This window comes from Paenibacillus phytorum (assembly GCF_013141715.1).
GTDB lineage: Bacteria > Bacillota > Bacilli > Paenibacillales > NBRC-103111 > Paenibacillus_E > Paenibacillus_E phytorum.
This window is the reverse complement of the sequence record NZ_WHOA01000147.1, coordinates 94,649-119,692: the sequence shown is the minus strand read 5'-3', so window position 1 is coordinate 119,692 and position 25,044 is coordinate 94,649. Positions and strand designations below refer to the sequence as shown.

Annotated in this window: 24 protein-coding genes; 4 read left to right on the top strand and 20 right to left on the bottom strand. The window is 41.1% G+C overall.

The window, feature by feature from the left end; all coding sequences use genetic code 11:
* Window positions 1-54 precede the first annotated feature (54 nt).
* Window positions 55-519 (top strand): hypothetical protein, encoded by a 465-nt coding sequence (locus GC098_RS22225; protein WP_171645401.1) that lies wholly within the window; start codon window positions 55-57, stop codon window positions 517-519.
* 121 nt (window positions 520-640) lie between these two features.
* Here the strand turns inward: GC098_RS22225 and tgl are convergent, their stop codons facing one another.
* The 3 genes from tgl to cysD form a co-directional block, all read right to left on the bottom strand.
* Window positions 641-1,465, bottom strand: coding sequence for a spore coat transglutaminase TGL (gene tgl, locus GC098_RS22220; protein WP_171645400.1), 825 nt, complete (start codon window positions 1,463-1,465; stop codon window positions 641-643).
* A gap of 617 nt (window positions 1,466-2,082) precedes the next feature.
* Window positions 2,083-3,822 (bottom strand): GTP-binding protein, encoded by a 1,740-nt coding sequence (locus GC098_RS22215; RefSeq protein WP_171645399.1) that lies wholly within the window; start codon window positions 3,820-3,822, stop codon window positions 2,083-2,085.
* 1 nt (window position 3,823) lies between these two features.
* Window positions 3,824-4,747 carry a sulfate adenylyltransferase subunit CysD gene (cysD, locus tag GC098_RS22210; protein ID WP_246358815.1) on the bottom strand — a complete coding sequence of 308 codons (924 nt, stop codon included), beginning with the start codon at window positions 4,745-4,747 and terminating at the stop codon, window positions 3,824-3,826.
* Between the two features lie 507 nt (window positions 4,748-5,254).
* On the opposite strand from cysD, the gene GC098_RS22205 reads away from it, so the two are divergent.
* On the top strand, window positions 5,255-6,415 hold the full coding sequence (locus GC098_RS22205; protein ID WP_171645398.1) for an acyl-CoA dehydrogenase family protein: 1,161 nt from the start codon (window positions 5,255-5,257) through the stop codon (window positions 6,413-6,415).
* A 13-nt stretch (window positions 6,416-6,428) separates the two neighbouring features.
* Here the strand turns inward: GC098_RS22205 and GC098_RS22200 are convergent, their stop codons facing one another.
* From GC098_RS22200 to GC098_RS22180, 6 genes are all read right to left on the bottom strand, one after another.
* Entirely contained in the window at window positions 6,429-7,133 is a 705-nt protein-coding gene (locus tag GC098_RS22200) for a PIG-L family deacetylase (protein ID WP_171645397.1), read from the bottom strand.
* Window positions 7,130-7,441 carry a DUF1806 family protein gene (locus GC098_RS22195; RefSeq protein ID WP_056830839.1) on the bottom strand — a complete coding sequence of 104 codons (312 nt, stop codon included), beginning with the start codon at window positions 7,439-7,441 and terminating at the stop codon, window positions 7,130-7,132. Before GC098_RS22195 ends, GC098_RS22200 begins: the two co-directional genes overlap by 4 nt.
* Before the next feature lie 296 nt (window positions 7,442-7,737).
* Window positions 7,738-8,175, bottom strand: a complete 438-nt coding sequence (locus GC098_RS22190) for an ATP-binding protein (RefSeq protein WP_171645396.1) — start codon at window positions 8,173-8,175, stop codon at window positions 7,738-7,740.
* 2 nt (window positions 8,176-8,177) lie between these two features.
* Window positions 8,178-8,915 (bottom strand): tRNA(His) guanylyltransferase Thg1 family protein, encoded by a 738-nt coding sequence (locus GC098_RS22185; protein ID WP_171645395.1) that lies wholly within the window; start codon window positions 8,913-8,915, stop codon window positions 8,178-8,180.
* A gap of 73 nt (window positions 8,916-8,988) precedes the next feature.
* A complete protein-coding gene (locus GC098_RS40890; RefSeq protein ID WP_281367112.1) occupies window positions 8,989-9,120 on the bottom strand; it encodes a hypothetical protein in 132 nt (43 codons plus the stop codon).
* Between the two features lie 230 nt (window positions 9,121-9,350).
* Complete coding sequence (locus GC098_RS22180) at window positions 9,351-11,438, bottom strand: TerD family protein (protein ID WP_171645394.1); 2,088 nt, start codon at window positions 11,436-11,438, stop codon at window positions 9,351-9,353.
* 181 nt (window positions 11,439-11,619) lie between these two features.
* Between GC098_RS22180 and GC098_RS22175 the strand changes: the two genes are divergently transcribed.
* On the top strand, window positions 11,620-11,835 hold the full coding sequence (locus GC098_RS22175) for a hypothetical protein (RefSeq protein WP_171645393.1): 216 nt from the start codon (window positions 11,620-11,622) through the stop codon (window positions 11,833-11,835).
* 53 nt (window positions 11,836-11,888) lie between these two features.
* Here GC098_RS22175 and GC098_RS41670 read toward each other — a convergent pair whose 3' ends face one another.
* Complete coding sequence (locus tag GC098_RS41670; protein WP_171645392.1) at window positions 11,889-12,023, bottom strand: nuclease domain-containing protein; 135 nt, start codon at window positions 12,021-12,023, stop codon at window positions 11,889-11,891.
* A gap of 342 nt (window positions 12,024-12,365) precedes the next feature.
* Here GC098_RS41670 and GC098_RS22165 point away from each other — a divergent pair, with 342 nt between their 5' ends.
* On the top strand, window positions 12,366-12,788 hold the full coding sequence (locus GC098_RS22165; RefSeq protein ID WP_171645437.1) for an exosporium protein C: 423 nt from the start codon (window positions 12,366-12,368) through the stop codon (window positions 12,786-12,788).
* A 211-nt stretch (window positions 12,789-12,999) separates the two neighbouring features.
* Here the strand turns inward: GC098_RS22165 and GC098_RS22160 are convergent, their stop codons facing one another.
* The 10 genes from GC098_RS22160 to GC098_RS22115 all read right to left on the bottom strand — a co-directional run bounded on the left by GC098_RS22160 (window position 13,000) and on the right by GC098_RS22115 (window position 24,237).
* Window positions 13,000-13,281, bottom strand: a complete 282-nt coding sequence (locus GC098_RS22160; RefSeq protein ID WP_171645391.1) for a hypothetical protein — start codon at window positions 13,279-13,281, stop codon at window positions 13,000-13,002.
* Entirely contained in the window at window positions 13,278-13,547 is a 270-nt protein-coding gene (locus GC098_RS22155) for a hypothetical protein (RefSeq protein WP_047676411.1), read from the bottom strand. Before GC098_RS22155 ends, GC098_RS22160 begins: the two co-directional genes overlap by 4 nt.
* 78 nt (window positions 13,548-13,625) lie before the next feature.
* Entirely contained in the window at window positions 13,626-16,037 is a 2,412-nt protein-coding gene (locus GC098_RS22150) for a restriction endonuclease-like protein (protein WP_171645390.1), read from the bottom strand.
* On the bottom strand, window positions 16,009-17,922 hold the full coding sequence (locus tag GC098_RS41265; protein ID WP_171645389.1) for an HI_0552 family protein: 1,914 nt from the start codon (window positions 17,920-17,922) through the stop codon (window positions 16,009-16,011). Before GC098_RS41265 ends, GC098_RS22150 begins: the two co-directional genes overlap by 29 nt.
* Before the next feature lie 258 nt (window positions 17,923-18,180).
* Window positions 18,181-19,470: an LlaJI family restriction endonuclease gene (locus tag GC098_RS22140; protein ID WP_171645388.1), complete on the bottom strand. Its 1,290-nt coding sequence runs from the start codon at window positions 19,468-19,470 to the stop codon at window positions 18,181-18,183.
* Window positions 19,460-20,956 carry an AAA family ATPase gene (locus GC098_RS22135; protein WP_171645387.1) on the bottom strand — a complete coding sequence of 499 codons (1,497 nt, stop codon included), beginning with the start codon at window positions 20,954-20,956 and terminating at the stop codon, window positions 19,460-19,462. Before GC098_RS22135 ends, GC098_RS22140 begins: the two co-directional genes overlap by 11 nt.
* A 305-nt stretch (window positions 20,957-21,261) precedes the next feature.
* The gene (locus GC098_RS41665; RefSeq protein ID WP_171645386.1) at window positions 21,262-21,714 is read right to left on the bottom strand and encodes a zinc-ribbon domain-containing protein; all 453 of its coding nucleotides are present in this window, start codon (window positions 21,712-21,714) and stop codon (window positions 21,262-21,264) included.
* Between the two features lie 103 nt (window positions 21,715-21,817).
* Window positions 21,818-23,011, bottom strand: a complete 1,194-nt coding sequence (locus tag GC098_RS22125) for a DNA cytosine methyltransferase (RefSeq protein ID WP_171645385.1) — start codon at window positions 23,009-23,011, stop codon at window positions 21,818-21,820.
* Window positions 23,012-23,185: 174 nt separating this feature from the next.
* Window positions 23,186-23,995 carry a ParB/RepB/Spo0J family partition protein gene (locus GC098_RS22120; protein WP_171645384.1) on the bottom strand — a complete coding sequence of 270 codons (810 nt, stop codon included), beginning with the start codon at window positions 23,993-23,995 and terminating at the stop codon, window positions 23,186-23,188.
* Window positions 23,996-24,051: 56 nt separating this feature from the next.
* Window positions 24,052-24,237 carry a hypothetical protein gene (locus tag GC098_RS22115; RefSeq protein ID WP_171645383.1) on the bottom strand — a complete coding sequence of 62 codons (186 nt, stop codon included), beginning with the start codon at window positions 24,235-24,237 and terminating at the stop codon, window positions 24,052-24,054.
* Window positions 24,238-25,044: the final 807 nt, after the last annotated feature.

Below are 25,044 nucleotides of genomic sequence, written 5' to 3'. Positions count from 1 at the left end.
ATGCACCTTGTAGACTGCTTATAGTGGGTGGTTGGTGACTGCATTAGTTTTATTGTGAAGGCGTATGATGCTGTTGGTGATGATAATGATGGGTTTGCCCGGTATGGTGGTGCTGTTGTGTATGTTGAGGATGCTGAGTATGGTGTTGAAGATGATGCATCGGATGATGATGCATGTAATGATGATGTGGGTAGTAGGCAACGTGGTGATGCATCGGATGGTAAGCAAGATGATGCATGGGATGATAGGCATGATGGTGTTGTGGGTGATAGGAGTGATGGTGTTGTGGGTGATAGGCGTGATGATGATGTGGATGGTGAGGATGTGTATAATGAGCATGTTCGTGATGTGGATGCGTTGGATAATGCGCTCCCGGTGCTGCTGAAGGCTGCTGATGGAGAGGGAGGTTATCCCCCGTCATTGTCGGAGCTTGTTGAGCTGGATGGTGGGTCCCCGTCCATGTCGGAGCTTGTTGAGCAGGATGGTAAGTCTCCGTCCTTGTTGCAGCTTGATAAATAGGGAGGTTATCCTCCGTTGATAAATTGCGATTTGTCATTTTCTTTCCCCTTTCTGAAGTAGGCATACGTCATCATATGCAAGGTTTCGCAAATAGGTCATTGTCTATATAAATTGGGCACATTTAACATGTTTTGTTAATAATCCAACCTTTTCGAACATAAATCCAATCTCCTACTTTCGCAATAATGGGTTTCTCCCGTAAACGATGCTGAAATTCTGCGAAGTAGGAGAAATCCGGATGAACATAACGATCTGTCAGAAATGCTGATTTTGTACTGCCAAGCAATCTGTTTTTATTCAGGACTTTAATGACTTGTTCCCCAGAAGTAATTCCGAGGCCATGTCCATGTCCATAAAAAAGGTCGTTTTCCATCAGGATGACGTTTTCTCCTTTCCACCAGGGTACCGAATGTACAAAGTCGGGGTTCTCAAAATAGAGCACATCACCAATCACAGCTTCCTCATTATATGTCCGGTCGATTAGGTGCAATTTGCTGTTGGAATGCCAATCAAATAATAAAAGGTCCGCAAACAATATATCGAATTGTCTAGGATCTATGGATTCTAATAGGGCTTTGTACAAGACGACGACGACAGCCATTGAGCATTCGAATGCGTAGGAGCTGCCATTTGTAAATATATCCCGTATCGCATCTTGTGGAGCAAATCCGCTATTCAGCTGGAACCTCCCATGATTAGTTAAGTGCCAATACATCGGGTTACATAGCGTTTTTTTGAAATCTGCAAAATAGACACCAGCTTTACTCAGCTCTTTCGCGGACTCCGCAATCTGCTTTCGCATGTACAGTTCAAACAACAGGGTATAAACGGAATCATACCGATACTCAATAGGGCTGTTCTGCTTCTTTTGATAAATGGTTAGTTCTAACTCAGACAGCGTACCTTCTTCAAAGGCTATTTTGCTGGTACCTTCGATTAAAATCATGGACTTCTCCTCATTATGAAAGATCTATAAGCGTTATTCACCTATTTTATATGTGGAATTTCGAAGTTATGTGAATGCGTTAATCTCGTTAGCCGTCTGAATATCAATTTTTTACGACATTCCATTTTCAGAGTTGGGTGTATAAAAAAAGAGACTGCCTCTAAAAGCAGTCCCATTAAAACTTGTTTAAACCCAAATCTCTTCCTCACATATGCAGCTGTTCCAATAAACGATACAGCAGCACAGCGGCTATGTAAACGACAGTTGGATTGATAATGGTTCCTAGGAGTATCCTTTATTAGTATTAAACGATGTTACCTATTTCCCTATGACATGGCACTATGCCGTTGATGAGTTAGGATTGATAATAAAGCTTGAAAATAACGCTTTCTATATCTCCAAATAATTGACTGCCTTCGGTCAGTTTTTTTGTAAGCCTAAAATGAACCCCAACATTCTAAACTTCCTGCAGACTAATCACCAATTTTTGTACCAATAGAGTCTTAACAGGTGCCCCATGCCGCGGACACAAAAAAAAAGTCCCTACATCACTATTCACGGTGATGTAGGGATACTATTTTTCAAAGACTATTTCGTAGCGTCGATTTGTTTAAGCATTAGAAATTAAGGAATTGTCCACGACTACTCTCATTGATTAAATATTTGATAATTCGTTTCACTACATAATTTGCAGCTTCTTCGATTGAAAACTTGCTTATATCGATTTCGATTTCCGGGTTCCCAGGTGTATCATTTGTGCTCGAGCTGCCTGCAAGTGGTCTGTTTACATAAACTTCAATATATTCTTTGCCAATGATGTCTCGCGCGGTTTCTCGGTCGTTTTCGATCGGGGAATCATTCGATACCAATGCAATAAGTCCAGCATCGTTCATCAATTTTGCAACTTCTGCTAATCGCTGCAACGATTCTCCGTGGCCATTCCCCAGTAACATGGTATGGTGACCTGTCGATACCAAACGTTTTTCGACTTCCTTCGCAAGGGTCGATTGAGCTGAAACCGAACCAGTGAACCAAAGGGTCAAAGGATTCTGACCTTTTTGCTGAGCACGAACATCTCTGGTGATTTCCGTATCTAACTGTACAGCATTGTCGGAGCTTTGAAGGATTTGCTCAATCACTCCGCAAGCAGATGTCATATTGGTGACACGATCTATCAGAATAAATCCGCCGATGCTTTTATTTTGTTCAAAAGAATCAATAACGATAGCGTCAGATAATGAAAACTCACATTTGGCCAATTCATTTTTGACAATATGATCGGTTGGAATCGTTTTTCCAGTATTAACATCGATTTTATGCGTAATCTCCGTTACGGTACCTGGTAGGATTTTCGTCCCTACTTTGACCAGATAGTTTTTGCCTGGCGTCAGCACAGAATCATCCATCCAAAGAATCGTAGCACTAAAACTGTCCGCCTCTTGAATCTCACTATCCTTCGTGAATACACAGCCCCGCGAAACGTCGACTTCCCGATCCAATTGAATGGTTACGGGCTGTCCAGCATAGGCATAATCGCGATCTTGGTCTCCCACGAGGATCCGTTTGACTTTCGCCTTCTCATGACTAGGTAACGTTGTCAGTTCATCACCAACCGCGATACGCCCAGCCTCAATTTGGCCTTGGAAACCGCGGAATGTATGATCCGGACGGCATACACGCTGAATCGGCATCATAAATTGCTTCGCATTGTCGTTCTGATGAACGTCCACATTTTCCAAATATGGCAGCAAAGCAAGGCCTTCGTACCAAGGGGTATTTGGCGATTTTTTCGTAATGTTATCCCCTTCTGTGGCAGAAACAGGGATCACCTGAATGCTTTCAAAGTGAAACTCAGAGGTCAATTGCAAAAATTCTTGTTTGATCGCATCAAATGTCTTAGGATCAAAACCCACTAAATCCATTTTATTCACAGCTAAAACAAGATGTTTAATACCCATAAGTGCGCAAATCCGAGTGTGGCGCTTAGTTTGGGTAATTACCCCTTTCTTTGCGTCCACAAGAATGATAGCCAGATCCGCAAAAGATGCGCCTACGGCCATGTTACGGGTATATTCTTCGTGTCCGGGTGTGTCCGCTACGATGAACGAACGGTGGTCCGTCGTAAAATACCGATAAGCCACATCAATGGTAATCCCTTGTTCGCGCTCCGCCAGTAACCCATCTAGAAGCAAGGAATAGTCAATTTTGCCGCCGCGGCTGCCCAGTCTGCTATCCAGCTCTAACGCTCTTTCTTGGTCGGCGAATAATAGCTTGGCCTCATATAGCATATGTCCGATTAAGGTGGATTTTCCGTCGTCTACACTTCCGCAAGTAATAAATTTAAGCAGACTTTTCATTTTAGAAATAACCCTCCCGTTTACGTCTTTCCATACTTCCCGCCGCTTCTTGGTCAATTACCCGTGTTGTCCGTTCGGATGAGACCGCACCAAGCGTTTCTTCAATAATGGCATCTATCGTATCCGCCTCCGACTCGGCTCCGCCAGTAAGGGGATAGCAGCCTAATGTACGAAACCGCATCTTCTTCATTTCAATTTTCTCATGAGCTTCGAGTTTCATGCGATCATCGTCAACCATGATGAGATGTCCGTCGCGTTCGAGTACAGGTCTTTCTTTTGCAAAATAGAGTGGCACAATATCAATGTTCTCTCTGCGAATGTATTGCCAGATGTCTTTTTCCGTCCAGTTGGATATTGGGAATACGCGGGTGCTTTCGCCCTTATTGATTCTTGTATTAAAAAGCTTCCACATTTCTGGTCGTTGGTTTTTCGGATCCCAGGCATGGTTTTTATTACGGAAAGAGAATATCCGCTCCTTCGCACGCGACTTCTCCTCGTCACGTCTTCCGCCGCCGAACGCAGCTGTAAAACCGTATTTGTCCAATCCTTCTTTCAAGGCTTGGGTTTTCATAATATCCGTATACGCGGAACCATGATCGAACGGGTTGATCCCTTGATCAATCCCCTCCTGATTGGAGTGAACAATCATCTTAATTCCGAATTCTTTGGCTTTGCGATCGCGGAATTCAATCATTTCTTTAAACTTCCACGTCGTATCAATATGCATGAAAGGAAACGGCGGCTTCTCCGGATAAAATGCTTTCAGCGCCAAATGCAGCATCACGGAACTATCCTTCCCGATCGAATACAGCATCACGGGATTTTCACATTCCGCCGCTACTTCTCGTATAATATAAATCGCTTCAGCCTCAAGTTGATCCAGATGCGTCATTTCATCTATAGAATCAAGCATCATTTTTTCCATGGAAAAGGTGCCTCCTTTTAATTCTTACTAAAACTATCGTCTTTCTTTATATCCTATCAGATTCTAGCTTTTATGCAAAGTGGAAGAAAGTAAATTTCCCCATATTTCTATCATTTCCCTCGAATATTGTCGTACTTTTTCCGAGACTGTCACTTTTTTGTCGCAATAATCACTGTGTGACATTAAAGTTCACTTTGTTTCGCCTGAACAGTGGGTTCTTTACGTTTGAAAAAGGATTGGGTCGATAAGGATTACTTCGAAGAGCTCGTAATGTAACAAAAGCATGGATCGAACCCCTGTTCATTTTTCCATGCGAACCTTAAACATTCTACTCGAAATAAATTAAAGTTTCTTCACAATAAATATTGGGGACGCAACATTTCGCGTCCCCAATCAGTCCACAACCCTATTAATCTTTTACTCGGTCAAAAAGCGAGTTTGATAGAGACTGTTATAACTCGCTATACGACAGCTGATATAATAAGTAAGAAAAGGAGTGTGTAATAGATGAATCGAGTCATTGATCAATATATTCGCAGCGAGGAAGAGCGGGCTTGGGCCAGAAAAGCAGATGAGTTGGCTAGCCTTTTTGTGGGGAGGGCCACGCGGCATGACCAAGAGGGATCGTTTCCATTTGAGAATTTCGCAGACCTGCGCGAGGCCGGGTACTTAAAGATAACCGTCCCTCAAGAATTCGGCGGGAATGGACTCTCGCTTTATGCCCTCGTCATGCTGCAGGAGAGGCTAGCTTACGGAGACGGATCGACCGCATTGGCCGTTGGCTGGCATGTCGGTCAGATCCTTCATCTCGGGACAACCCGGAAATGGCCGGAGGCTATATTTGCCGATTTGTGCCGTTCCGTCGTGAGCGACGGGACGATGATCAACACCTTTGCTAGCGAAGCAGCATCCGGGAGTCCCAGCCGGGGCGGAAAGCCCGAAACGACAGCGGTCCCTACGGACGACGGATGGCGGATTACGGGACGCAAAACGTTTAGTACGCTTTCACCGATCCTCGATCGTTTTGTGGTATCGGCGTATATCCCGGATGAAGACTGTACGGCCGACTTCCTGATTCACCGGACGGACCGGGTGACCTTGGTGGAAACCTGGGATACACTCGGGATGCGCGCGACCGGAAGCCACGATGTGGTGCTGGATGGCGTTTTTGTGGACAAAGACATGAGGCTCTCCGGAAATGGCATGGATGACGGGGGCGGCTGGCTTCTGCATATTCCGGCATGTTACATGGGCATTGCCTTGGCGGCACGTGATTACGCCCTTGAATTTGCCCTCTCCTATCGACCCAACCATATGAACGAACCGATCGCCGCACTCCCTTCCGTCCAGCAGTCGATCGGAGAGATGGAAATCGAATTACGAACCGCACGCTCGCTCCTTTATGCGGTGGCGGATCGCTGGGATCGTGAGAAGGAAGACCGACCCGCGTTGAAACCAGAGCTCGGCTTGGCCAAGTATGTTGCCACCAACAACGCCATCAAAATCGTGGACTTGGCGATGAGAATTGTCGGTGCCGCGAGTTTATCCCGCAATCGGCCTTTGGAACGGTATTACCGGGATGTTCGTGCAGGCCTGCATAATCCGCCAATGGATAATACAGTACTTCATACCTTGGCTAAAGCCGCTTTAGCCGAGACACCCTTGTGATCCGAGAGAGACGCTAAAACAAATCATCGAGAACCCGCGTCGGAGCCTCCCTATCCGCCTTCAAAAAGTATTCATATCTGCCTAATCTCACCAGCGCCTCTTGGGTGGGCAGCCATACCCATTCGTCGATTTCGGTCTGGCAGCGGTGGGCCCGAAACGCGGCGAGCTTTGCTTCCAGATGAACATGTACGTCGATTTTAATGACATCCTTTCGGGAATACCCGTACCGCTCCGGACGCTCCATTGCGTCACCGAACGTAATGAAATATAAAGCACCCCTATGTCCTGTTCGCCCAAAAGCGTTCGTCGTCGCTTTTCCAATTGCGCAATGATCTGGGTGTCCACCCAGCGTTTCGTGAAACGTAAGCACGACATCGGGATCCACTTCATTAATGAGGGCCGCAATCCGTGCTGTCAAGCTATCCTCATCGGAAAACTCAACTGTTTTATCGCGGATATCCAAAAATAGGAGCTGTCGGATGCCCAGGCTCTCGCAGGCCTGCCGTAGTTCCATTTCACGGGCAGCCGCCATCGATTCCCGGTTAAGATAGGGTGGATTGCCCATACGTCGTCCCATTTCACCCCGCGTGGCGCTCACCAGCGTAATGTCCACCCCCTCACTGGCATATTTGGCGAGAGTACCTCCACAAATAAACGACTCGTCGTCAGGATGGGCAAACACCGCGAGCAGCTTTTTGGCTTTATCGATATTGTTCATTCTGGAAACGGCTCCTTTCCCAAGTGCAGAGCAACATTCATCCGACCTCTGTCATCATAGCCGGCCAGCAAAAGACGACCATTCCCATCTACCTCATAATGTGTGAGCGCCTCCATTCGCAGCCAGCCATGCCCATCGAATCGTAGAGCGGCACGAAAAGGGCCTTCCCCCGCTATAAAGACATGGGTAACCTTGACCTTGAAATTGCGAACGAAGACAAATGACGTCGCTTCGCTGTGGATATAAGCGTCAGTCCCGACGAATGCCTGAAGCTCGGCTTCTACTTTCGACCTGATTATTTTGATCATCGCGTTTGGCTCTCTTTTCTGAAAGGATTTAATTTGGCAGTCCCATTTATCATTTCTAGGTATAACCCAATTATCGCAACTTAGTCCGTATCATACAACACATTACTGTCATGAAGAGTCAGATTACTTACGGCTTCAAAAAGTTAAAAGTAAAGCTTTTAAAAGTAAAAACACCTGTTTTAACAACAGGTGCTCTCTAAATCCAATGGCTCCATTTTGCAAGCCTTCTATCACTTTGTTCATAACTCAACTCACTTGTACCACCGAAAAGCTTCTTGAGTTAACCCTTTGTTTCCTTAATAAAAATCCTCAACATAAAACTTCCCATCTTCCGTCCTTACTCGATATAACGTATCAAATCCTTCACTCAAATCAGGTATCTGTAATCTTTTAATTATACTCTTAATTCCAACCTCCGGTACCTTTTCACTCCCTGAACGCACTTCATTTCTTTTTACAGACTCAGCAAAATCAGGTTCAAAGTAATAACCCACTACTCGGAACTTGTGTTCTTTGGCGAGTGATATATACTTACTCCTATCCTCAATCGTTGGATTCGTGTTGTCCACAACAAAAGGCTGCTTGGCTTGGAAGGATGCGGCTAAATATATGTTTTCCCTGTGCCTGGTTTTAAGCATATCCATGTTGATTCTGATGTGGGAATTGAAAAATCGCTCCTTAAAGAAGGTTGATTTGCCTGAGGCTTGAATACCGACAAAGATCACACACTCCATAATTACTCATTCCTATTCAGATAGACGTATTGATTAATATACTCTCTATTTTGCGAAAAAATCGGAGTATCCATATCAACATCCCACTTATTTCTTTGTGCTTCTCCTTTAAAATAGGACTGTTTTGTGATGCAAACCCCTCGTTTTTGCCATACAGGAAGATCATTCCAGTTTATTCCCTTTTCAACGAATAGCTTATCCTGAAGCTGTTTTCCATCAAGACCTTGTAGTACTTTTTGCGGGAAGTGGACCTGTGAAACCATAGAAATACTGTTCTTCGTCGCATCCTGCTGGCGCCAGAGAAAGTAGTTCGTGACCTCATCATGCGGTAATACCCATGCTCTGCTGTCAAATGTCGCCAGTTCCTTATCGGGATAATACTTTCTAATCTCCTCATTGAACTTAGCCGTGGCCATTGATGAAGATACAGACACCATTTTTTGTATGTTATTATCGAACCACGATTGAGTGGTCAATTTATCATAATTCGTGAGCAGGATCGAAATCTCGTCACTTTGGTGGTAAACCAATTTGCAACCCATCATATTTTGAGCGAGATATTTACAGGTCTCCCATAACGCTTTGGTTAACAGCTCATCAAATGGTTTGGCCATCCCCCGTGTAAAGGTGTGAAAGTGGCACCCGTCAATTCTCAGGATTACAGGCAGACGCCGCGGTAAACTGTGCCGGAACGTATTCTCGTAATTCTTCATTCGATTTCCGAAATCATCCTTATTCATTGCTGCTATCTCCTTTCCTGAGGGCGATAATGGTACTAGTTTAATCCAATTTCTCGAATATCATAACCCTGATCTATCCCTCAGCCATATTAAGCTGTACGGATAGTCCCTTGAATTTCGATCGGATCATGAGGCCGGATTCCGGATTCTTTTTGATGATAAAAGAAAGCTTCGGGTTGGTCGATCTTACTTGGACAATAGCCATCGTTATCTTCCCCTTGGATATCAAAGTATAAAAAAAGGCCATGGACTCAAAAGTCCATGACCGGGTAAATATAGCTCACACAGAGAAACCAGCATTAATGACTAGTTGAATCCGCGCGTGCAAATACCAGATGAGCCGATGAGAGATGATTGATATATACAGTTAGCCATATTGAATTTACTCTGTTCACTATGCTTGGATTTAATAACTGTACGAATTTCATCTTTTCCTTAAGCAATAAACTCAGCCATAATCCTGCTGATATCAAAAGGAGTAATCCCCTCATTCACCGCAAACACCGTCTGCGCGCTATCCACATCTTCCACGATTCGACCTCTGGCCGCAGCATGCAGCATGAATAAATCGTACAGGGTAGGCTTTGTTAACGAGGTCATCGCTTTCCCCATTAGGACCATACCTTTTTGATTTCCTTCTACATTGTTGTAGTAGTTAGGATGTTTTTGCAGCGCTAAGTCGCACCAAATGATCTTCCGTTCCACCAAATCCAAAATGACTGGAATCGCAATTCTCGTGTCTGCAGCAATATCGATGCGATCCACCACTGTCGAAGGTTCAAAAATCTCCCCAGAATTAGGATGCTTCCTCATCATCCAACCCGCAAAACATTCAGGTAGATCACAGTAAGACTGCTCCGTAAACGAATTCAATGAGGCGACAACATAGCGTCCACCATATTTAACAACAGAAGGAATATCCAAATCTATAAACTCGCAAGCACCAAAGGGTGCCGATGTGATATCCCCGCTGTGAGCGGCTTTATATTTATCTGAACGCAGATTCGTGTAGGAGATATGTTCGACATACTGCCAATGCTCATCATACATCATAGCAGAGAGGTCAATATCGACTCTTCCTGTATGTTTTCCGTTAACTGTCCCCTCTTTCCACCATAAGAAAAAGCGGATTGTATCTCCTTTCGGCATCTCAAGCCGGCTGCCACGAACGATGGTGCGAAGCGCCTTACTCGCAGATCTTTGGGAGAAAGGCATGACATACTGCCTCAATCTCTCATCGACATAAACACCCCCTAGCGAAGGTAGTCCGGCGAATTTATGCATTAGCGTATTTTTGCACGTTTGCACGATTGCTTCACAGGCTTCGACTTCAATATCAGGAAGCGTATTGGGAATCGCTACTGCTTTCGCTACATTCCCTTTTGGGAAGAACGTCCGTAATTCCTGCCTTTCATCCCTATGGCTGAAATGTGCCATCACTTGCAGCAACACTGGCGTCGAAACCTGCGCAGCAATTTCAGCGAACTTTTCAACAACTGGGGAGAAATCTTCATCTATTCTTAGCAAATGATCCAGCCGTCTAGCGAACTCTCCTGCACGGTCTTTCAATATGTCCACAGCCAGACTGGTATCTTTATGACGGAGCGCATTTTCGACTTTGCCACCGAATGTTTCATAGGGTTTATTATTGCGGAGGATATCAAAAGCTTCCTTACAGCCGTCATATTTATGTTTATATTCCGCAGGGTGTAGAATTTCTCCCAGACGAATCCAGCGATTCTTATAGCGCAGCATATCCTCAATCCGATTCCCGCATTGCTCAAGCAGCTCCAGAAGCAACCGCCGCTCAGCACGCTTGAACTTCCGGAACTTCGTGTTGGTTGCAAGGCTTACATCCCCATCCGACAGGGCGACAGCTAACCGCAGTACATCCGTTGCCGTTTTCATGTATGCTGTGATGAGCTTGATGTTGGCCTTTTCGTATTTGAGGAGCGCTCCTACGACAAACCCCACATTTTCTTTCATAGGGATCTCATCTGGCAGCACGGTACTCAACTCATCATACGTTGCGATCACCCATTCCATATCTTCCCTGTCTGGTTCGGAGATCGAACTTTTCGCCCCAATGATATTACGCATCATTTGATCGAAATCTTCCAAATTCCCTAAATCGATAATATTCAAATCAACCTGATCTAGGAGGGGAAATCTCTCAAGCGCAACATGCTCAGGCAGCCCCAGAGTTACATAGTGATAGATCGCATTCACATATAACTCTGCTTCGCTTGCCATCATCACTTGCTGGGGAAAATCAGGATACATCGGTTTGAAGATAACATTCGCCCCTATAAGCGACTTCAAGTCCTTCACAAGCTGATGATACAGCCCTAGGAACTCATCAACTGACATCGTATGAAGAACTTCCATAAGCTCTTTGGTAAAAGTAAATCCTAAGTACTCTATGTTTTTCATTGCTGTTGCCATGTATGTTAGAGGAAGACGGTTATGACCAGGATGTACAATGATCTTTCTATTCCTTTTTAGATAAATGGTATTTCTCATTGCGGCATACCGCCTCCTCTTAGGTTTTTTAATAAAATCAGGAAACTTGCATCTCTATTTCATCCAATTGAGTTAGAAGGAAGAGATGCAATAGCCTGATTGGGTATCTCTTCAGGAGAGCAGCCGCCCTAGTTATCAGGGAAGTTGTAGAAGGAAGGACGGCAATAGCCTGAAGCGATGGATGAGAAATAAGTTTCTTGGTGTTATCATCCCACAATTTGGATGGTACGAACATGGTGAAAGTATTACGACGCTGCCATTACACTTAACTTTGATCTATAAAAGCCTTCCCTTTAGCCATCTGCTTCGCAACAGCCTGGATCATATAAGCGATTATTTATCCCTGGCTTGCTTAGATAATGAAAAGACGACTCTCACCCCCAAAAAGTGGGGATAAAGGTCGTCTTTTTATTCGTTACTCCCTAACTACTCCGAAAAACTACAAGTTCTTCAGTGGCCTCCCGCATAGTCGGAGAGGTTTGACGGTTGAAATCTTTTCATTCTATGGTTCTTTTTTTTGTCATGATAAGCCGCATCCCGATAGCGGTGCATCGTATTAATATCATCCTCTTCCGGCCCCGGCATCCGGTACCTCTCGAAGTATGGCGTTCCCTTCAGTTCTATACCAGAGACAATCTATGATATTGCCATAGCGATTTATACTCAGTTTTAAGCCAGACCTGAGAACTCCAATATATTGTCATTTAACTTCAAAACTATCTGATCCCTTAACATCCATAGTTTATTTAATGGTGAAAGTGACGATATAACAATAACCCTATTGTTGTCCAATTGAATTCTCCGTTTTATATATGATTTATACAACACTACAAATTTATCACTATTAAAGTCAAATTAGATAAATCGTCCAATCACTCTCCTTCTTTCCAACATATCTTGGAGAATCAAACAAAAGGAGATGATATTTTGGTTCGTATTCTCGATAAAAATGCCGTTCAGCCGCTAAGTAGATTTAACTTATCCAGATCTTTTATGATCCCTAGATCACCAAAAAGAGTAAGTCTAGCAACAATACAACTAAGAATTCCTGCGAATGCTCAACCTAATCGAGTTGAATTAGTAGCTACTATCGGTGTTCGGGGGATCACTGGGATCGCCCAAATTCTCTTTAGAATCTTCCGTGATGGGAGGGAAATTTTCAATACAAAAACAGGTATTGAATCGGTTGGTTCGGAACAAAACTATGCTATTACATTCCAGGCGATCGATAAAAATGTACGATCAGGCAATCATATTTATACAGTGACCGCAGAAAACCAAACTGCAAATACAAGAGCCGATGTTGTTGGTCCCATTTCTTTTAGTGGGCTTGCTGTTCAAACAAGGTAACACCTCAAGATTGGCACCTGCAAAGGTGCTTTTTTTATAAGTTTATCGTTTTCTGATTTTTTCGCGCAAATCCATAACCGTTTTCCATTTCAAAAAAAATAGATTTAATAGTGAATGAATCTTCCATTGACTAGCACCTTCCTTATACTCAATTTAAAAAAGCCTACTAGAGTCATAGATTATACTCGAGTAGGCTTACGCATTATTCATATTAGCTTTCATCCGGAAACATTAAAGCAATTACCACGATATCATTCCGGATCATTCTGTAATAAATTCTAAACTTCCTACAGATTAATCTTGAGTGATCTTTAAACTCTCCAAATTCCTCAACATACGTACGGCCAAGAACTGGGTTCAAAAGAAGATCCTCAGCCTCAAGTATGCATTGTACAATATAGTCGTACGTTTCTTCAGGTGTAAAATGCTCGCTGCGAAAAGAACGCAGTTTCTCGACAATGGGTTCAGGCCAAATCACCTGATTGGATTTCATTTACTAAAATCCTTTGGAGATAAGGATTTTAGTAATTCAGAAGTGGACTTTGTTCGCCCTACTTTATATGCTTCCATACTCTCATTCATCATTTGTTTTAGGTAAGGATTTAATTCAACATCCGTGGCAATGGAATTAGGATCTTCCTCTTGTAGAACAATTGTGAATTTCCCTTTTCCAGGAATAAAGACCTGACGCACAGAATTCTCTCTGTTCATGTTTGATAACTGTTCCATTAAGTCTTCTGTAGTTCGTACTTCATCCATAATAATCACCACCAATTTGAATATATGATTATGATATCATATTACACAATGGCAATAAACGCATTAGTGTTTTCAACCTTAGTCCTCCAACCCAATCCCCAAAACACTACTCCCCAAATCCAAATGCTCCCGATCCAGCGTCACCTTCACCTTACCCACACGCCTTTTCTCACGCCAATCCCGCAATTCCTCTTCCGTTTCCAAACGCAGTTCAGAAACTTCCTTCGCCCTATTAAGCATGTAATCCGTCGTATACAAAATCCGATAAATCCCATGCCCCGCGGGAATTATCACTCTTTCTCTTTTCACCCACTCGTCCACCTCAAACACAACATAAAGCTCATCCGTTGCACCTCTACTAGAGGGAATGGCCGTTATCGCAGAGCGTGGAACAACCTTCCAATCTTTCACTCTTCCATACCACGAGATGCCCGCATCATCCGCACCAAACAAACGAATCGACTGATATAACGCGACGAATTCTAATCTAGTCAACACCTTATGATCCGTAATATTCCGAAGAGGAGTATGATAAAATCCATGCTCCAACGCAGCCTCCAATTGCGGCTTCTTACTCAAAGCCCCCACTAGCACATTCTTCCCGGATAGCTTATTCCCGTAATACTCCTTCGTCCCTCGCGGCCTCGTCGTCCGCTCATAGGCTTTCTCCGGACTATCCATGATAATCTCGTCCAGGAACTTCTCCATCAAGCTCGTCGAATTCGGCAAAAATGGAAAAGCCCCAATATTAATGAGCTCCACACTTCTATAAAACTTATGCTGCTGGAACCGCTCCTCGTCATGATAGGGAAACAACACATAAGCACCAAACATGCTCCGCTCGTACTCTTTCCCCTGCCCCTCCGAATACACAATCGCATCCCGATAGCGATGCATCGTATTAATATCATCCTCTTCCGGCCCCGGCATCCGGTACCTCTCGAAGTATGGCGTTCCCTCATAAGCAGGATTAATGCGATATTTGGCATCGAAAATGTATTTATACTCCGCCGCGGCGTCGTTCTTTTTCAAAGTCAGGACATTATCTGGCCGCTGGGACAGCGTCGGACTATGCCGATCATCTTTAGGCAACGAATTATAAAACAGCGTAAAAATCTCCCCGTTCAACGGGTTCTTATACACCATCTTCGCCTGCTGGGACTTATCCAGTGTGACGAACAGCCCACTCCGATTGATTTTGATAATATCTTGTTTGAGCAGCTCATACTTTTTGCTTAAAAGATGGTGAATCTTCAAGAAACACCAGTATTCATAGAGCTGAGCCAAATCTTTCATCGATAATCGGAAAAGATCATTCTGAATCGACAAACCTTTTAACAGCATTAAATAATAACGGTATACCTCTCGGTAACCTGATGCCATTTGCAAAACTAGAGAAATAGACAGCTGCCTCATCTCGCCAACATCCAAAAAATCATGCTGTAACAGCCGCTGCACCTGACTCTGCATAAGATTAAGCTTATTCGTAAGATTAGGATCTTCCACACGACTTTTTTGAGCTAAACGCGTTTTAACATCCTTAAGCTTCTGCCCAATGCGTACAAGCACCCATTTTACGAAGCGATTCTCAGCCGTATCATAATGAACATGGCGTTTAGTCTCAAGCAAATGAGTCGGTGTATATCGCTGGCCTCCTATCTCAATGACCCCGTTCATCGGATCCTTGGCTAATAGATGTGGGCGTTTGGCTAGGAAGGCAATGTTCTCTTTTCCAGCTCTTTTCACACGTGCAGCGTCTATCAGGCGATTCTCGCTTTGAAGCTTAGAGTGTGGTGATAGCTTGATCCTCTCAACAGCCTGCACAAGCTGCGTAAATACATGCTGCAAAATCGTAAAATACTCCGTCAAACTCTGATGATTCGTTTCTTTTAACCCTGTGAGATTGTACGTTTTCCGCAGAAAATCGAAGGAAAGATTATAAATCTGTTCATTAACATCGTTAAGGATCATCTGATAGTCATTCTTATAATCTATTTTCGATGGAAAAATCTCTAACTGGAGACGAAAAATAGCCTCACCATTCAATCGAAGCTCAAGTTCAGAGAGTCCCACTTCATTTTGAAAATTAAGAATCCCTGATAAAATCATCTTCCCCAGCGGCTTAATCGCCTGTCTCACATGGATATTGTCGTGGTGAAAGGTTAAGGCAATATCCGCCTTCTTTTCAATGACCAGTTCATAGGCCTGAGTTTCATAAAAAGTCGGCGTACACAAATCACCCGAACTCCAACTTGTCATCGCCCTGTGTTCATGAGAGAAAACAGAAATAGAATCTATGACTAACGAATCCACCAGCGGCGCAGCGTGAAAATGGGCATCCACCCACTCCTCATCCACATTACGATGGAGATTCAAAGTTTCAACCGTGGGATGGAACGGCTTGCCCTGAATATAGAGATTGAACAGATTCGTCTCGATTCGCAGCAATTCCGTGCTTTGATTAAGAGAGCCAGTATGAGGTAAAGCCATCTTCTTCTAACCTCCGTAGCATGAAGGCGATTTTCCTTGCACTTTGTGGATATTTGGACACTGCTAACGTCTCCGGGGAGAGATACAGTTTAGAGGCATCCTCCATATATTCCGTAATAGGTAAGCTACGATCCTGAGCCACCTGCATTAATTGAAGCAAAGCTTTTTTCACAGACGAATTACTCCCTTGGATACGGGGCAAAATCTTCTGCAACAATTGCATATCGAATGCCGCTTCCTTACTGAGTAAAGCAAACCGATCATTATAAATCATGTAAAAACAGACCGCATCCCGGATCCGAAACCCTACGTGCGAATGAATCTGCTCCAAAATCCCATTGATCTTCACCAATAACTCAGTCGTCTCTTCCGTTAACTGCTTATAGTCATGATAAACATCAACCAATTGCAAATATTCGCTTCGCAATAATGAATTAGGAGGAACCGCAGCACCTTCACTAGCCGGTGTTCCTTCAACCGTTGGATATTGAGCAAGATCAATGTAATTAAACTCGATTGTGTTGGCGCGGTCTAATACCTTTTTGCTAAAAGGATGCGTCGTCTCATCCATATTCACCGTTCCAACAATGTAAACATTGTCTGGCAGATGTAGGTTGCCGTACACTTGCTTATCTGACTCATTTTGCAGGGAGTCTCTATGTATGAGCGGCGTTGTTACAATCCGATGGTTATCCCACTCTTGCGTCTCAAGCACACTCAGTAAATCACTGAAATAATGCTCAACCCTAGCCAAATTCATCTCATCCAAGCAGATAAAATAGGGCTTATGTTGGTTGCTCGGCTTTGAAGCCTCAACCAACACCTCCGTTAACTTCCCAGGTCGAAAAACACCCGACAAATCCTTGTAACCCAACAGATCAGAAGGATCGCTCCAATCCGGTCGGACTGGAACTAATGAGAATTGGCCATTACTCGCCGTTGCTCCTACGGCCTCAGCGAATAGCTTCACGAGCTTGGTTTTGCCAGTGCCGGAGACACCCGCCAGAATGACGAAGGGCTTTGCTTTTAGGGATAGGAAGAAGTTCTCGATCCAATGGTTGGGGTACATGAACCCTTTTTGTTTGATGAAGACTTTAATATTATTAAGTAATACGGACACTTCATTGTCATTAATTGTAATAGTATTATCTTCAGTTGAAATTCCACTATAAGTTGTATTTTCATTTAGAAATAACTTTGTGTCACTGTTATCACTGGTTGGAATATAATCCTTTACAGAGTTTTTGTAGAGCCATAGAAGCTGCTCTACACATTTTGATAAAACTGCTTCTGCATTATTCCATTCAACGGCCTCCGTCTTATCATAAAGAACACCTACACGCACCCATGCTTTTCTGCTATTCTTCAACTCGTTTTCAATAGTTTTTTCTATGTTCTCGTTATTAATGTAACTTTCTAGGTTAATGTATTCATCTTGAATACTTTGGTTAGATGTCCATACACTATATCGTTCAACGGGGATATTTGAATGATGAATCCATTCATCCAAATGATTTACCCAATCATTGTGAGCTGTCAAATTATTAGTGGAAGAGTCAGCAATTTTGTCATGCCACTCTAAATATACTCTCAATCTATTTCTATCGATCATTAAAGCTATGCATGATGCAGAATTCAATTGATTATTAAATTTTAGACGTGACCAAAAACGATTTGACAAATGCCCGCTGTTTTGCCATGATTCTGTACCATCTAATACTAGTTTCTGTTGTTGGAAATTTCCAACAACACTTTCAATTAATTTTTTCCACTCATTCCAGTTCTCTTGATACGTTGCTTTTGTTTCATCAGCGTCTGTTGATTTTGTTGAATATGTAAAAGAGACTCTATCAAAAACATTAAAAAGCTTGTTTGTAATTTTCACAGTTAGACCTCACAATTTTTATTACAGATTAGAATTCTCTTTTAAGAGTCATCATTTATAAGATTTAGTTAAAAAATGTATCAGAGCCCTGTTGTATAAAAACCACGAATTTGCTAAGCAGATTCGTGGTTTTTATACAACAGGCGATCGTCACCTCACTAATCTAGTGAGTTTCTCCAGTTCATCGAGTTATGACACATTTGTTAATTCCCATTAATTTGGTATTCTCCAAGTAGTCATTTAAGTAACCCCATCTACTTAATCCTGTGTCGATGTAATAGCATTATCATTCAAACAATTAATCTTCAATATCAGAACGTCCATCCATCTTCCATATTGATAATTGGAATAATCCTTCATTAAAGATAATGTATCTAAGGAAAATGATTGTATTTTACCTAAGCTTGGTTGATTCTGAATATCAACATATCCATAGAACTCCAATAGATCATCAACAGTGCTAGGAAACAGCAACACATTAACCATGTTACGGAATTTATGCTTTAATGAATACGCATAAAAAAACTGTTTGACAAGATCCTGCCATCCAGGCAAGGATTTTGGAGTATTGTAGTATTTAGCATCTAAAATATAGAGCTTGTTTTGCCTTACAATCAGTATATCAGGTCTTTGATGTGTGGATTCTGTTCGATTATCAGATAAATGCCAAATTGGTTTAGGAATATATTTTTTTAGCGTTTTATACTCGTTACGAAATACAAAACTACACATTGCTTCCCATACATTATGAAAATAATTGGTAGCCAGTGTGTCTAGAGTAGTCTTCTGATTCTTGTTATCGGAGCCATTAATAAATTCTATTAAAGTATTCATTAGTTTTATTTCTCTATCATTGAATATTGAATTAAGTTCCTTGCTAAGAAGATAAGTAGCTAACTCCTCATTGCAAGGCAACTCTTCATTAATGGTGACATTATCAAATGTATTGTAACCTAGAATCCAGCCATATTTTTGAAAACTTCTAAGGACAACATACTCATGTATTGAACGAAGAATATTATTCAAATCTAGTGACTTTTTACGATACTTAGGGGTTGTATATACAACTCCTGAAGACGAGAAAATTGGATGTGACGTATTTATTGTTCTTGTCCAGTCAATGTTACTACCTGAAAGAGTATTACTTTGAAATTGTCGTTGAATTAAACCGTACTCAATATAATCTCTAATTATCCACAGTGATGCTGCAATACCTTCTGCAGTATCATTGCTCGTATTTCCAAATAATAGCTCATTTTCGTTTTCTTCTAGCGAAGTCTCGTTTTGATATCTTAATAAAACTCCAGCAAGTGTGCGAATATGTTCTAATAGTTCTGGCTCATCGTCAGGAATCTTATGATTTTTCGGAAAAACAATAAATATATTATCGTTATGGACCAAGAAACCCGTTAGGTTAAAATAAAATTTACTATCCTTTTTAGTTATAATATCCGAATTCAATAGCAACTTTTGGGGAAGTTCATACTTATCCAAAGAATATTCTTTCGATTCTATAAAGCATAAATCCCTTATTTTTCTACTTTTCATTAGTCAGGCCCATTAATTCCTCATGCACATCTACCACACCTGATAATTCTTCAGTACGTTCCTCTTCAACATCTTCTTCTTGAGTATTTATATTAAACACAAAAATTTTCTTATCTGCCTCATATGCTTTTACTAACTGAGCGAATGTTTTATATTCATCAAGGAAAAATTGATTGCGATTATGCCGCACAACATCATCCCAGAGGTACACAAGAAGCTTAGAAGCAATTTTCGAACGATTAGAGGGTTCTCCACTTTTCATAAAATAAGGGCCAATATGCTTGTCTTCATTAATTTTAATTTCTGCGAGGCGTTCATTAATATTTTCAACAAAAGAACTCCATGAGATATTCCCATTTTCATATTGAACGGGTTCATTCTCATGTTTAATTCCTCTTAATTTTATTGCCATGTATTCGAAGTTCCATCTCCGTTTGAAAGCTGAATCCATTACAAATACACCTTGATCGGCACTGTTCATAGTTGCAAAAATATTTAAGTTTGCAGGAATATATATTTCATTACCTAAATTTGGCACATTTTTCTTAAGATAATTATACAATTCTTTTGTAGGTGTAATTCTATATTCACTTTCTCCATTTTCTCTTCTATCAAGCAGTTGAAACAGATCACCAAATACAGAGGCCGCGTTTGCACGATTCAGCTCTTCGATTTTCAATGTATGCATTTCATATGGGCAAAGAAGCGCATCCCGTAATATAATTGCAAAAGGACCTGGCACAAATTGATAATCAATATAAGGTTGGCCAGTTTCTATTGGCCCTCCGTCCGCCGAAATAAAATCCATTATTTCTTTGCTATAGATTGGAACTGGTTTATAACTACCTACAAAATCGTAATAGGTGTATTCCGAATGGAACGTCACTCTTGTAACATTAGTGTTAGCCCTCTTCTCTAGCTCAAAACTCTTCCCTGTACCAGGAGCACCATATAAAATTAAATTGGACCCACCTGTAACATGTTCTGTTACCTCAGCGCCAAAAGTAGGTACACTTTCACGGATCCCAGAAGTATCTTCAACTCTCATATTAGAACCACTAAAGAAGTGGTCCCAGACATTTTCTTTCATAAGACCAAACCAAGGTGTTACATCACCATCACGAAAAAATACAAACCAAATATCCCCATCACTCATTCGTTCTTTAGGTACTATACGAGAAAAATATGCTGTCATTTCGTTACCTTGTGGTTTTCCAAATTTACACGGAAACGTTCTATCACCAGATGCAGCAATTCCTTCTGTACCTGGCCAGATATGGAATAGCATGTCAGGAGAAATCCCGTTGCCAGTCCTAGCGATATTCCCTTCCCCCAACCGTTTAATGAGTACATTTCGAATGCTTACTTTAACATTAAATGTTACCTGATTGATTTCTTGTGATGTAATTGCTGTAAATCCACCTTCAACACTTCCAAAGAAATTATGATGAATTTCTGTAAACTCGCCCTGTCTATTTGCTGGCATTGTAATTTAATCTCCTCACATAACATTAACTGCATTTCAACATATGTAATTTCGATAAAATAGACTTTATACCTCTTTTTCTAAACTTGTATGATTTTCTTGAAAAAGCAATATTGCATGAATAAAAAAGAATTCATTCTTTTTCTTGGTTAATAGTTCGAAAATGATCAAACCTTTCACTCTCTTTATATCTTAGTATCAAAAGTTATAATAGGTTACTAAAAGTAATAGGCGATCAATCTCAGTAAAGTACTGAGAATTGATCGCCTATTACTTTTTCAATTAAGTGTATATAGAATTCCTGCTTACTCCCGTCCTTTTCTCCTGCACTGGGGACAGCCTGAGCCATTATTCCTATGATCAATTCTAGCCAGCCATTCATGGCCGCGAACACAAGACCACCAAACTTTTTTTGTACTTCCTGGCAAAACATTTTCTGGGCTTAGCTCCCCATTCTTCTGAAAATCCCACTCTTCCGCAAGCTCGGGATTTTTATTCATTAAACATGTTTGCTCAGTTACTTTTTTTCCGCTACAAAATGGACATTCGTCACCTAGAAATCGACGCTGTACCGATGCCTTCCATTCGTGTCCTACACTACATTTCCACCAAACTTTTCTGTTTGACTGTGGCTTTAGTTGATCCGGCGACAGATTACAATTTAACTGTGGATGCCATTGAAGTACGAAATCAAAGGGTACACTTGCTAAGCTCGGACTGTTCTTATGTAGTTGTACTAGATAGTCCGGACGCCTCATTGATTCTCACTCCAAACAAGAATAATAATTTATGAATAAAGTATAACCTTATAAAGCAAATGAAAAAGACAAGACAGCCTGCCTGCATGGCTGTCTTTAAACACTATACTAGAACTCCGTTTTCTTCCCTCTCCAATATTAGCATCTCACTCATAGCTTTTAGCATCTCTTTTGCAATTTCCTCAACAACCGGAACAGCAACTGAATTTCCAAATTGACGGTATGCTTGAGAATCTGAGACCGGAATTACAAAATCGTCAGGAAACCCTTGCAATCTAGCACATTCAGTTGGTGTTAACTTTCGAGGATTTTTGCCTGGCTGCTCGATTAGAATCTCACTACCGTCCTTATAATATCTTGCACTAATGGTGTTGGTATACTCACTATCTTCATTAAATAAACTAAACCCAAACCCGTTCCCTTTTTGCTTATGCATTTCCTTTCGACGCATGTGTCCTTCGTAAAGTTTGTCAGAGATCGTATATTTTTCAAAGTACTTCTCATCTCTTTTTTCAAGTATATTCCCAACTCTGGTTTTGGTTTTTGGTGGAATAGGAAATATAAATTCTTGCATTACCTTCCTTCCTCCCTGCTTGTTATCAAAGCCAACGATATAAATTCGCTCTCTATTTTGTGGTACACCAAAATCCGCTGCTCTAAGAACACTTTCATCTACTGAATAATCTAGCTCTTCAAGCACACTTTTTATCGTTTTAAAAGTTCTACCTTTATCATGACCATAAAGTTGCTTAACATTTTCAAGTAAAAAAGCTTTTGGACGTCTTTTTGCTATAATTCTTGCAATGTCATGAAACAATGTTCCACGGGTATCTTCAAACCCCTTCTTTAATCCTGCCTGTGAGAATGGCTGGCATGGGAATCCTGCAAGTAGAATATCGTGATCAGGAATATCATCTTCATGTACTTTGGTAATATCACCGTGAGGTATTTCTCCAAAGTTTGCTTTATACGTTTTTTGTGAGAATTTATCCCACTCTGAAGAAAAAACTGAATAAGCGCCTAATTTGTGAAAAGCAAGGCGTATTCCACCAATTCCTGCGAATAAGTCAATAGTTTTAAACCTTGCTTGTTCCAAAGGAGGATTCGCATAGCGCGGTTCCTCTGATAACTCCATTATAAATTTCAATTCTACTTCTGATGGATTTGATTCAGCGTTTTCCCATCTTCTAACTGTTCGATCGCCGTATTTTCCAAGTCCAATTACATCTGCCATTTCTTTTTGGGTCATTCCCAGTCTTTCACGTTTTTTTTTGATTTTTTCTGCAGCAAATTCCATGGAACACCTCGAGGACATTTTGTCCTCATTTTATCACATATAACTATAAAATGGAATGCCTGTTCGTATCCCATTTTTTATTGGGCATATATTTCTTTTTGATGTACTTTGTATAACCAGAGTCATAAAAAAAGCAACCTAGATTAGCAATCCGGCAGCTTAATTAAAACAATATTATTTATTCTTTTTGGGGACCTTTATTACAAAAGTAAATTCATCGCTGTTTTCCTGTTCTGATACTTCGAGCTTAAGACCATTATTAGTAACTAGCAGAAAAGATTCGCGTATTGTGTTCAGGGCTAAACGATAATCTTTAGAAAACCGGTACATTCTTGGCCTTGGTTTAACTTCCTCTACCTTCAAAAGCTCTTTAACCCTAGATTCTGTTTCTCTAGTATTTAGATTTTTTGTTATAATCTCATCCATTACCTTGAGTTGAAGTTCTTCTGATTTTAATGTCAATAATGCACGCGCTTGGCGATCATGAACTTTTTTTTCTAAAATTGCTTGTTGAACGGGTTCCGGTAAATGCAGAAATCTTAATTTATTACCTATTGTTGACTGAGCTATCCCAAGGCGTTGGGATAGGCTTTCTTGTGTTAAACCATACAAATCAATTAACGCTTTAAATGCCCTTGCCTCCTCTATCGAAGTGAGGTCTTCTCTTTGTAAATTTTCTATAATTGCAAGGAACCTAGTTTGTAGATCATCTGTATCCCGAATAATAACTGGAATTTCCGGCAATCCCAATTTCATCGAGGCCCGCCATCTTCTTTCTCCTGCAATAATCTGGTATGCCCCATTTATTGGTCTAACAATGATAGGTTGAATGATTCCATGCGTTTTAATAGATTGTGCAAGTTGGACCAATTCTTCCTCATCAAATGTTTTCCTTGGCTGGTTCTTGTCGGGTATTATTTTTTCAGGGCTAATATAAGTTATTTTTTCGTTATTAACTTCCTTTTTATTAGAGAAAAATCGCATACCTTTCCTCTTCTCTTTGTGTTATCTTTTATGGCTATAAAGCGAGGTTAATTATATTATTCAAACGAATCTAACATGATTCGCCAGTCTATTAATTTTTGAAACATTTCCCATGGTTTCGCTTCTAGGGGATAATTACTAAATATTAATTCCAAGCTACGACTGTCAGTCGATGCTAGAACTTCATTTAACTTCCCTATCGAGAAAATAACTTCATCAATTGCTGGCTTTACTTTTTCCAAAAAAGGACCTCCAATCAAACAATATAATTATTATAACTATGCCTACCTCAAAGATGCTTTAAACTCGCATTTATTGTTGAGTATACTATATATAGGGTTAAAAAAATTAAATAACATATTGTTGACCCCAAAAGCAATTATTTGAAGAATTTCACTCCTACCATATCACATATTCATCTCTAAACGAAATTAATCTTATTGTATTTTATTGGAGTCGGATGACAGAACAAAAAACAAAAATACCTCCGCGATACTTTCGAGGAGGTTAAACAGAGAAGAACAAATCCCCCTCTTTTTCTCCCCCCGAATAAAATCCCACCAAAAAGCTTTCAAACCCGTATTTGCCATTCCATTAATAAATAAAGTCGTGCACGAAATCAGCCTTTTACTTGGTTTTCATTCCGTTTTTTGTAACAGCTATACTATAATCCCAGTATGTTTTGATAAAAAAATAGAGGAAAGAATTGAGATAGATGAGTTTGTCCCTTCCATCTCGTTTCTTTTCCTCCTTTTATGTCACATCTTTAATCCGTTGTTATCAAGACTTTACTGGGAAAGTAATGGGTTTATTTGCTGACTATACGTTCCGCCATAAAAATGAGCAACACTCCACATGCACCGTATGCGAGTCAAAAAGCGAGTTTTATAGAGACTGCTATAGTCCGCTAAACCCTTGATTTTACTGGGTTTTTGTCGTTCGATTTCTGTTCGCTTAGGCTCGTTTTTTTAGTTTAGGAGAGGTTTTTTTACCAAATTTACACCAACTTAACACCAGTTTTACACCAGTTTTTTTACACCAATATTTAT

Excerpts from the sequence above, each read along its gene's own strand:
- GC098_RS41670 (WP_171645392.1), bottom strand. The coding sequence starts at position 12,023 with ATGCCGGGGCCGGAAGAGGATGATATTAATACGATGCACCGCTATCGG.
- GC098_RS22195 (WP_056830839.1), bottom strand. The coding sequence starts at position 7,441 with ATGATCAAAATAATCAGGTCGAAAGTAGAAGCCGAGCTTCAGGCATTC.
- GC098_RS22205 (WP_171645398.1), top strand. The coding sequence starts at position 5,255 with ATGAATCGAGTCATTGATCAATATATTCGCAGCGAGGAAGAGCGGGCT.
- GC098_RS22150 (WP_171645390.1), bottom strand. The coding sequence starts at position 16,037 with ATGGCTTTACCTCATACTGGCTCTCTTAATCAAAGCACGGAATTGCTG.
- GC098_RS22190 (WP_171645396.1), bottom strand. The coding sequence starts at position 8,175 with ATGGAGTGTGTGATCTTTGTCGGTATTCAAGCCTCAGGCAAATCAACC.
- GC098_RS22175 (WP_171645393.1), top strand. The coding sequence starts at position 11,620 with ATGAGAAATAAGTTTCTTGGTGTTATCATCCCACAATTTGGATGGTAC.
- GC098_RS40890 (WP_281367112.1), bottom strand. The coding sequence starts at position 9,120 with ATGGCTATTGTCCAAGTAAGATCGACCAACCCGAAGCTTTCTTTTATC.
- cysD (WP_246358815.1), bottom strand. The coding sequence starts at position 4,747 with ATGGAAAAAATGATGCTTGATTCTATAGATGAAATGACGCATCTGGAT.
- GC098_RS22135 (WP_171645387.1), bottom strand. The coding sequence starts at position 20,956 with ATGCCAGCAAATAGACAGGGCGAGTTTACAGAAATTCATCATAATTTC.
- GC098_RS22155 (WP_047676411.1), bottom strand. The coding sequence starts at position 13,547 with ATGGATGAAGTACGAACTACAGAAGACTTAATGGAACAGTTATCAAAC.
- GC098_RS41665 (WP_171645386.1), bottom strand. The coding sequence starts at position 21,714 with ATGAGGCGTCCGGACTATCTAGTACAACTACATAAGAACAGTCCGAGC.
- GC098_RS22120 (WP_171645384.1), bottom strand. The coding sequence starts at position 23,995 with ATGCGATTTTTCTCTAATAAAAAGGAAGTTAATAACGAAAAAATAACT.
- tgl (WP_171645400.1), bottom strand. The coding sequence starts at position 1,465 with ATGATTTTAATCGAAGGTACCAGCAAAATAGCCTTTGAAGAAGGTACG.
- GC098_RS22140 (WP_171645388.1), bottom strand. The coding sequence starts at position 19,470 with ATGAAAAGTAGAAAAATAAGGGATTTATGCTTTATAGAATCGAAAGAA.
- GC098_RS22185 (WP_171645395.1), bottom strand. The coding sequence starts at position 8,915 with ATGAATAAGGATGATTTCGGAAATCGAATGAAGAATTACGAGAATACG.
- GC098_RS22125 (WP_171645385.1), bottom strand. The coding sequence starts at position 23,011 with ATGGAATTTGCTGCAGAAAAAATCAAAAAAAAACGTGAAAGACTGGGA.
- GC098_RS22180 (WP_171645394.1), bottom strand. The coding sequence starts at position 11,438 with ATGAGAAATACCATTTATCTAAAAAGGAATAGAAAGATCATTGTACAT.
- GC098_RS22215 (WP_171645399.1), bottom strand. The coding sequence starts at position 3,822 with ATGAAAAGTCTGCTTAAATTTATTACTTGCGGAAGTGTAGACGACGGA.
- GC098_RS22160 (WP_171645391.1), bottom strand. The coding sequence starts at position 13,281 with ATGAAATCCAATCAGGTGATTTGGCCTGAACCCATTGTCGAGAAACTG.
- GC098_RS22200 (WP_171645397.1), bottom strand. The coding sequence starts at position 7,133 with ATGAACAATATCGATAAAGCCAAAAAGCTGCTCGCGGTGTTTGCCCAT.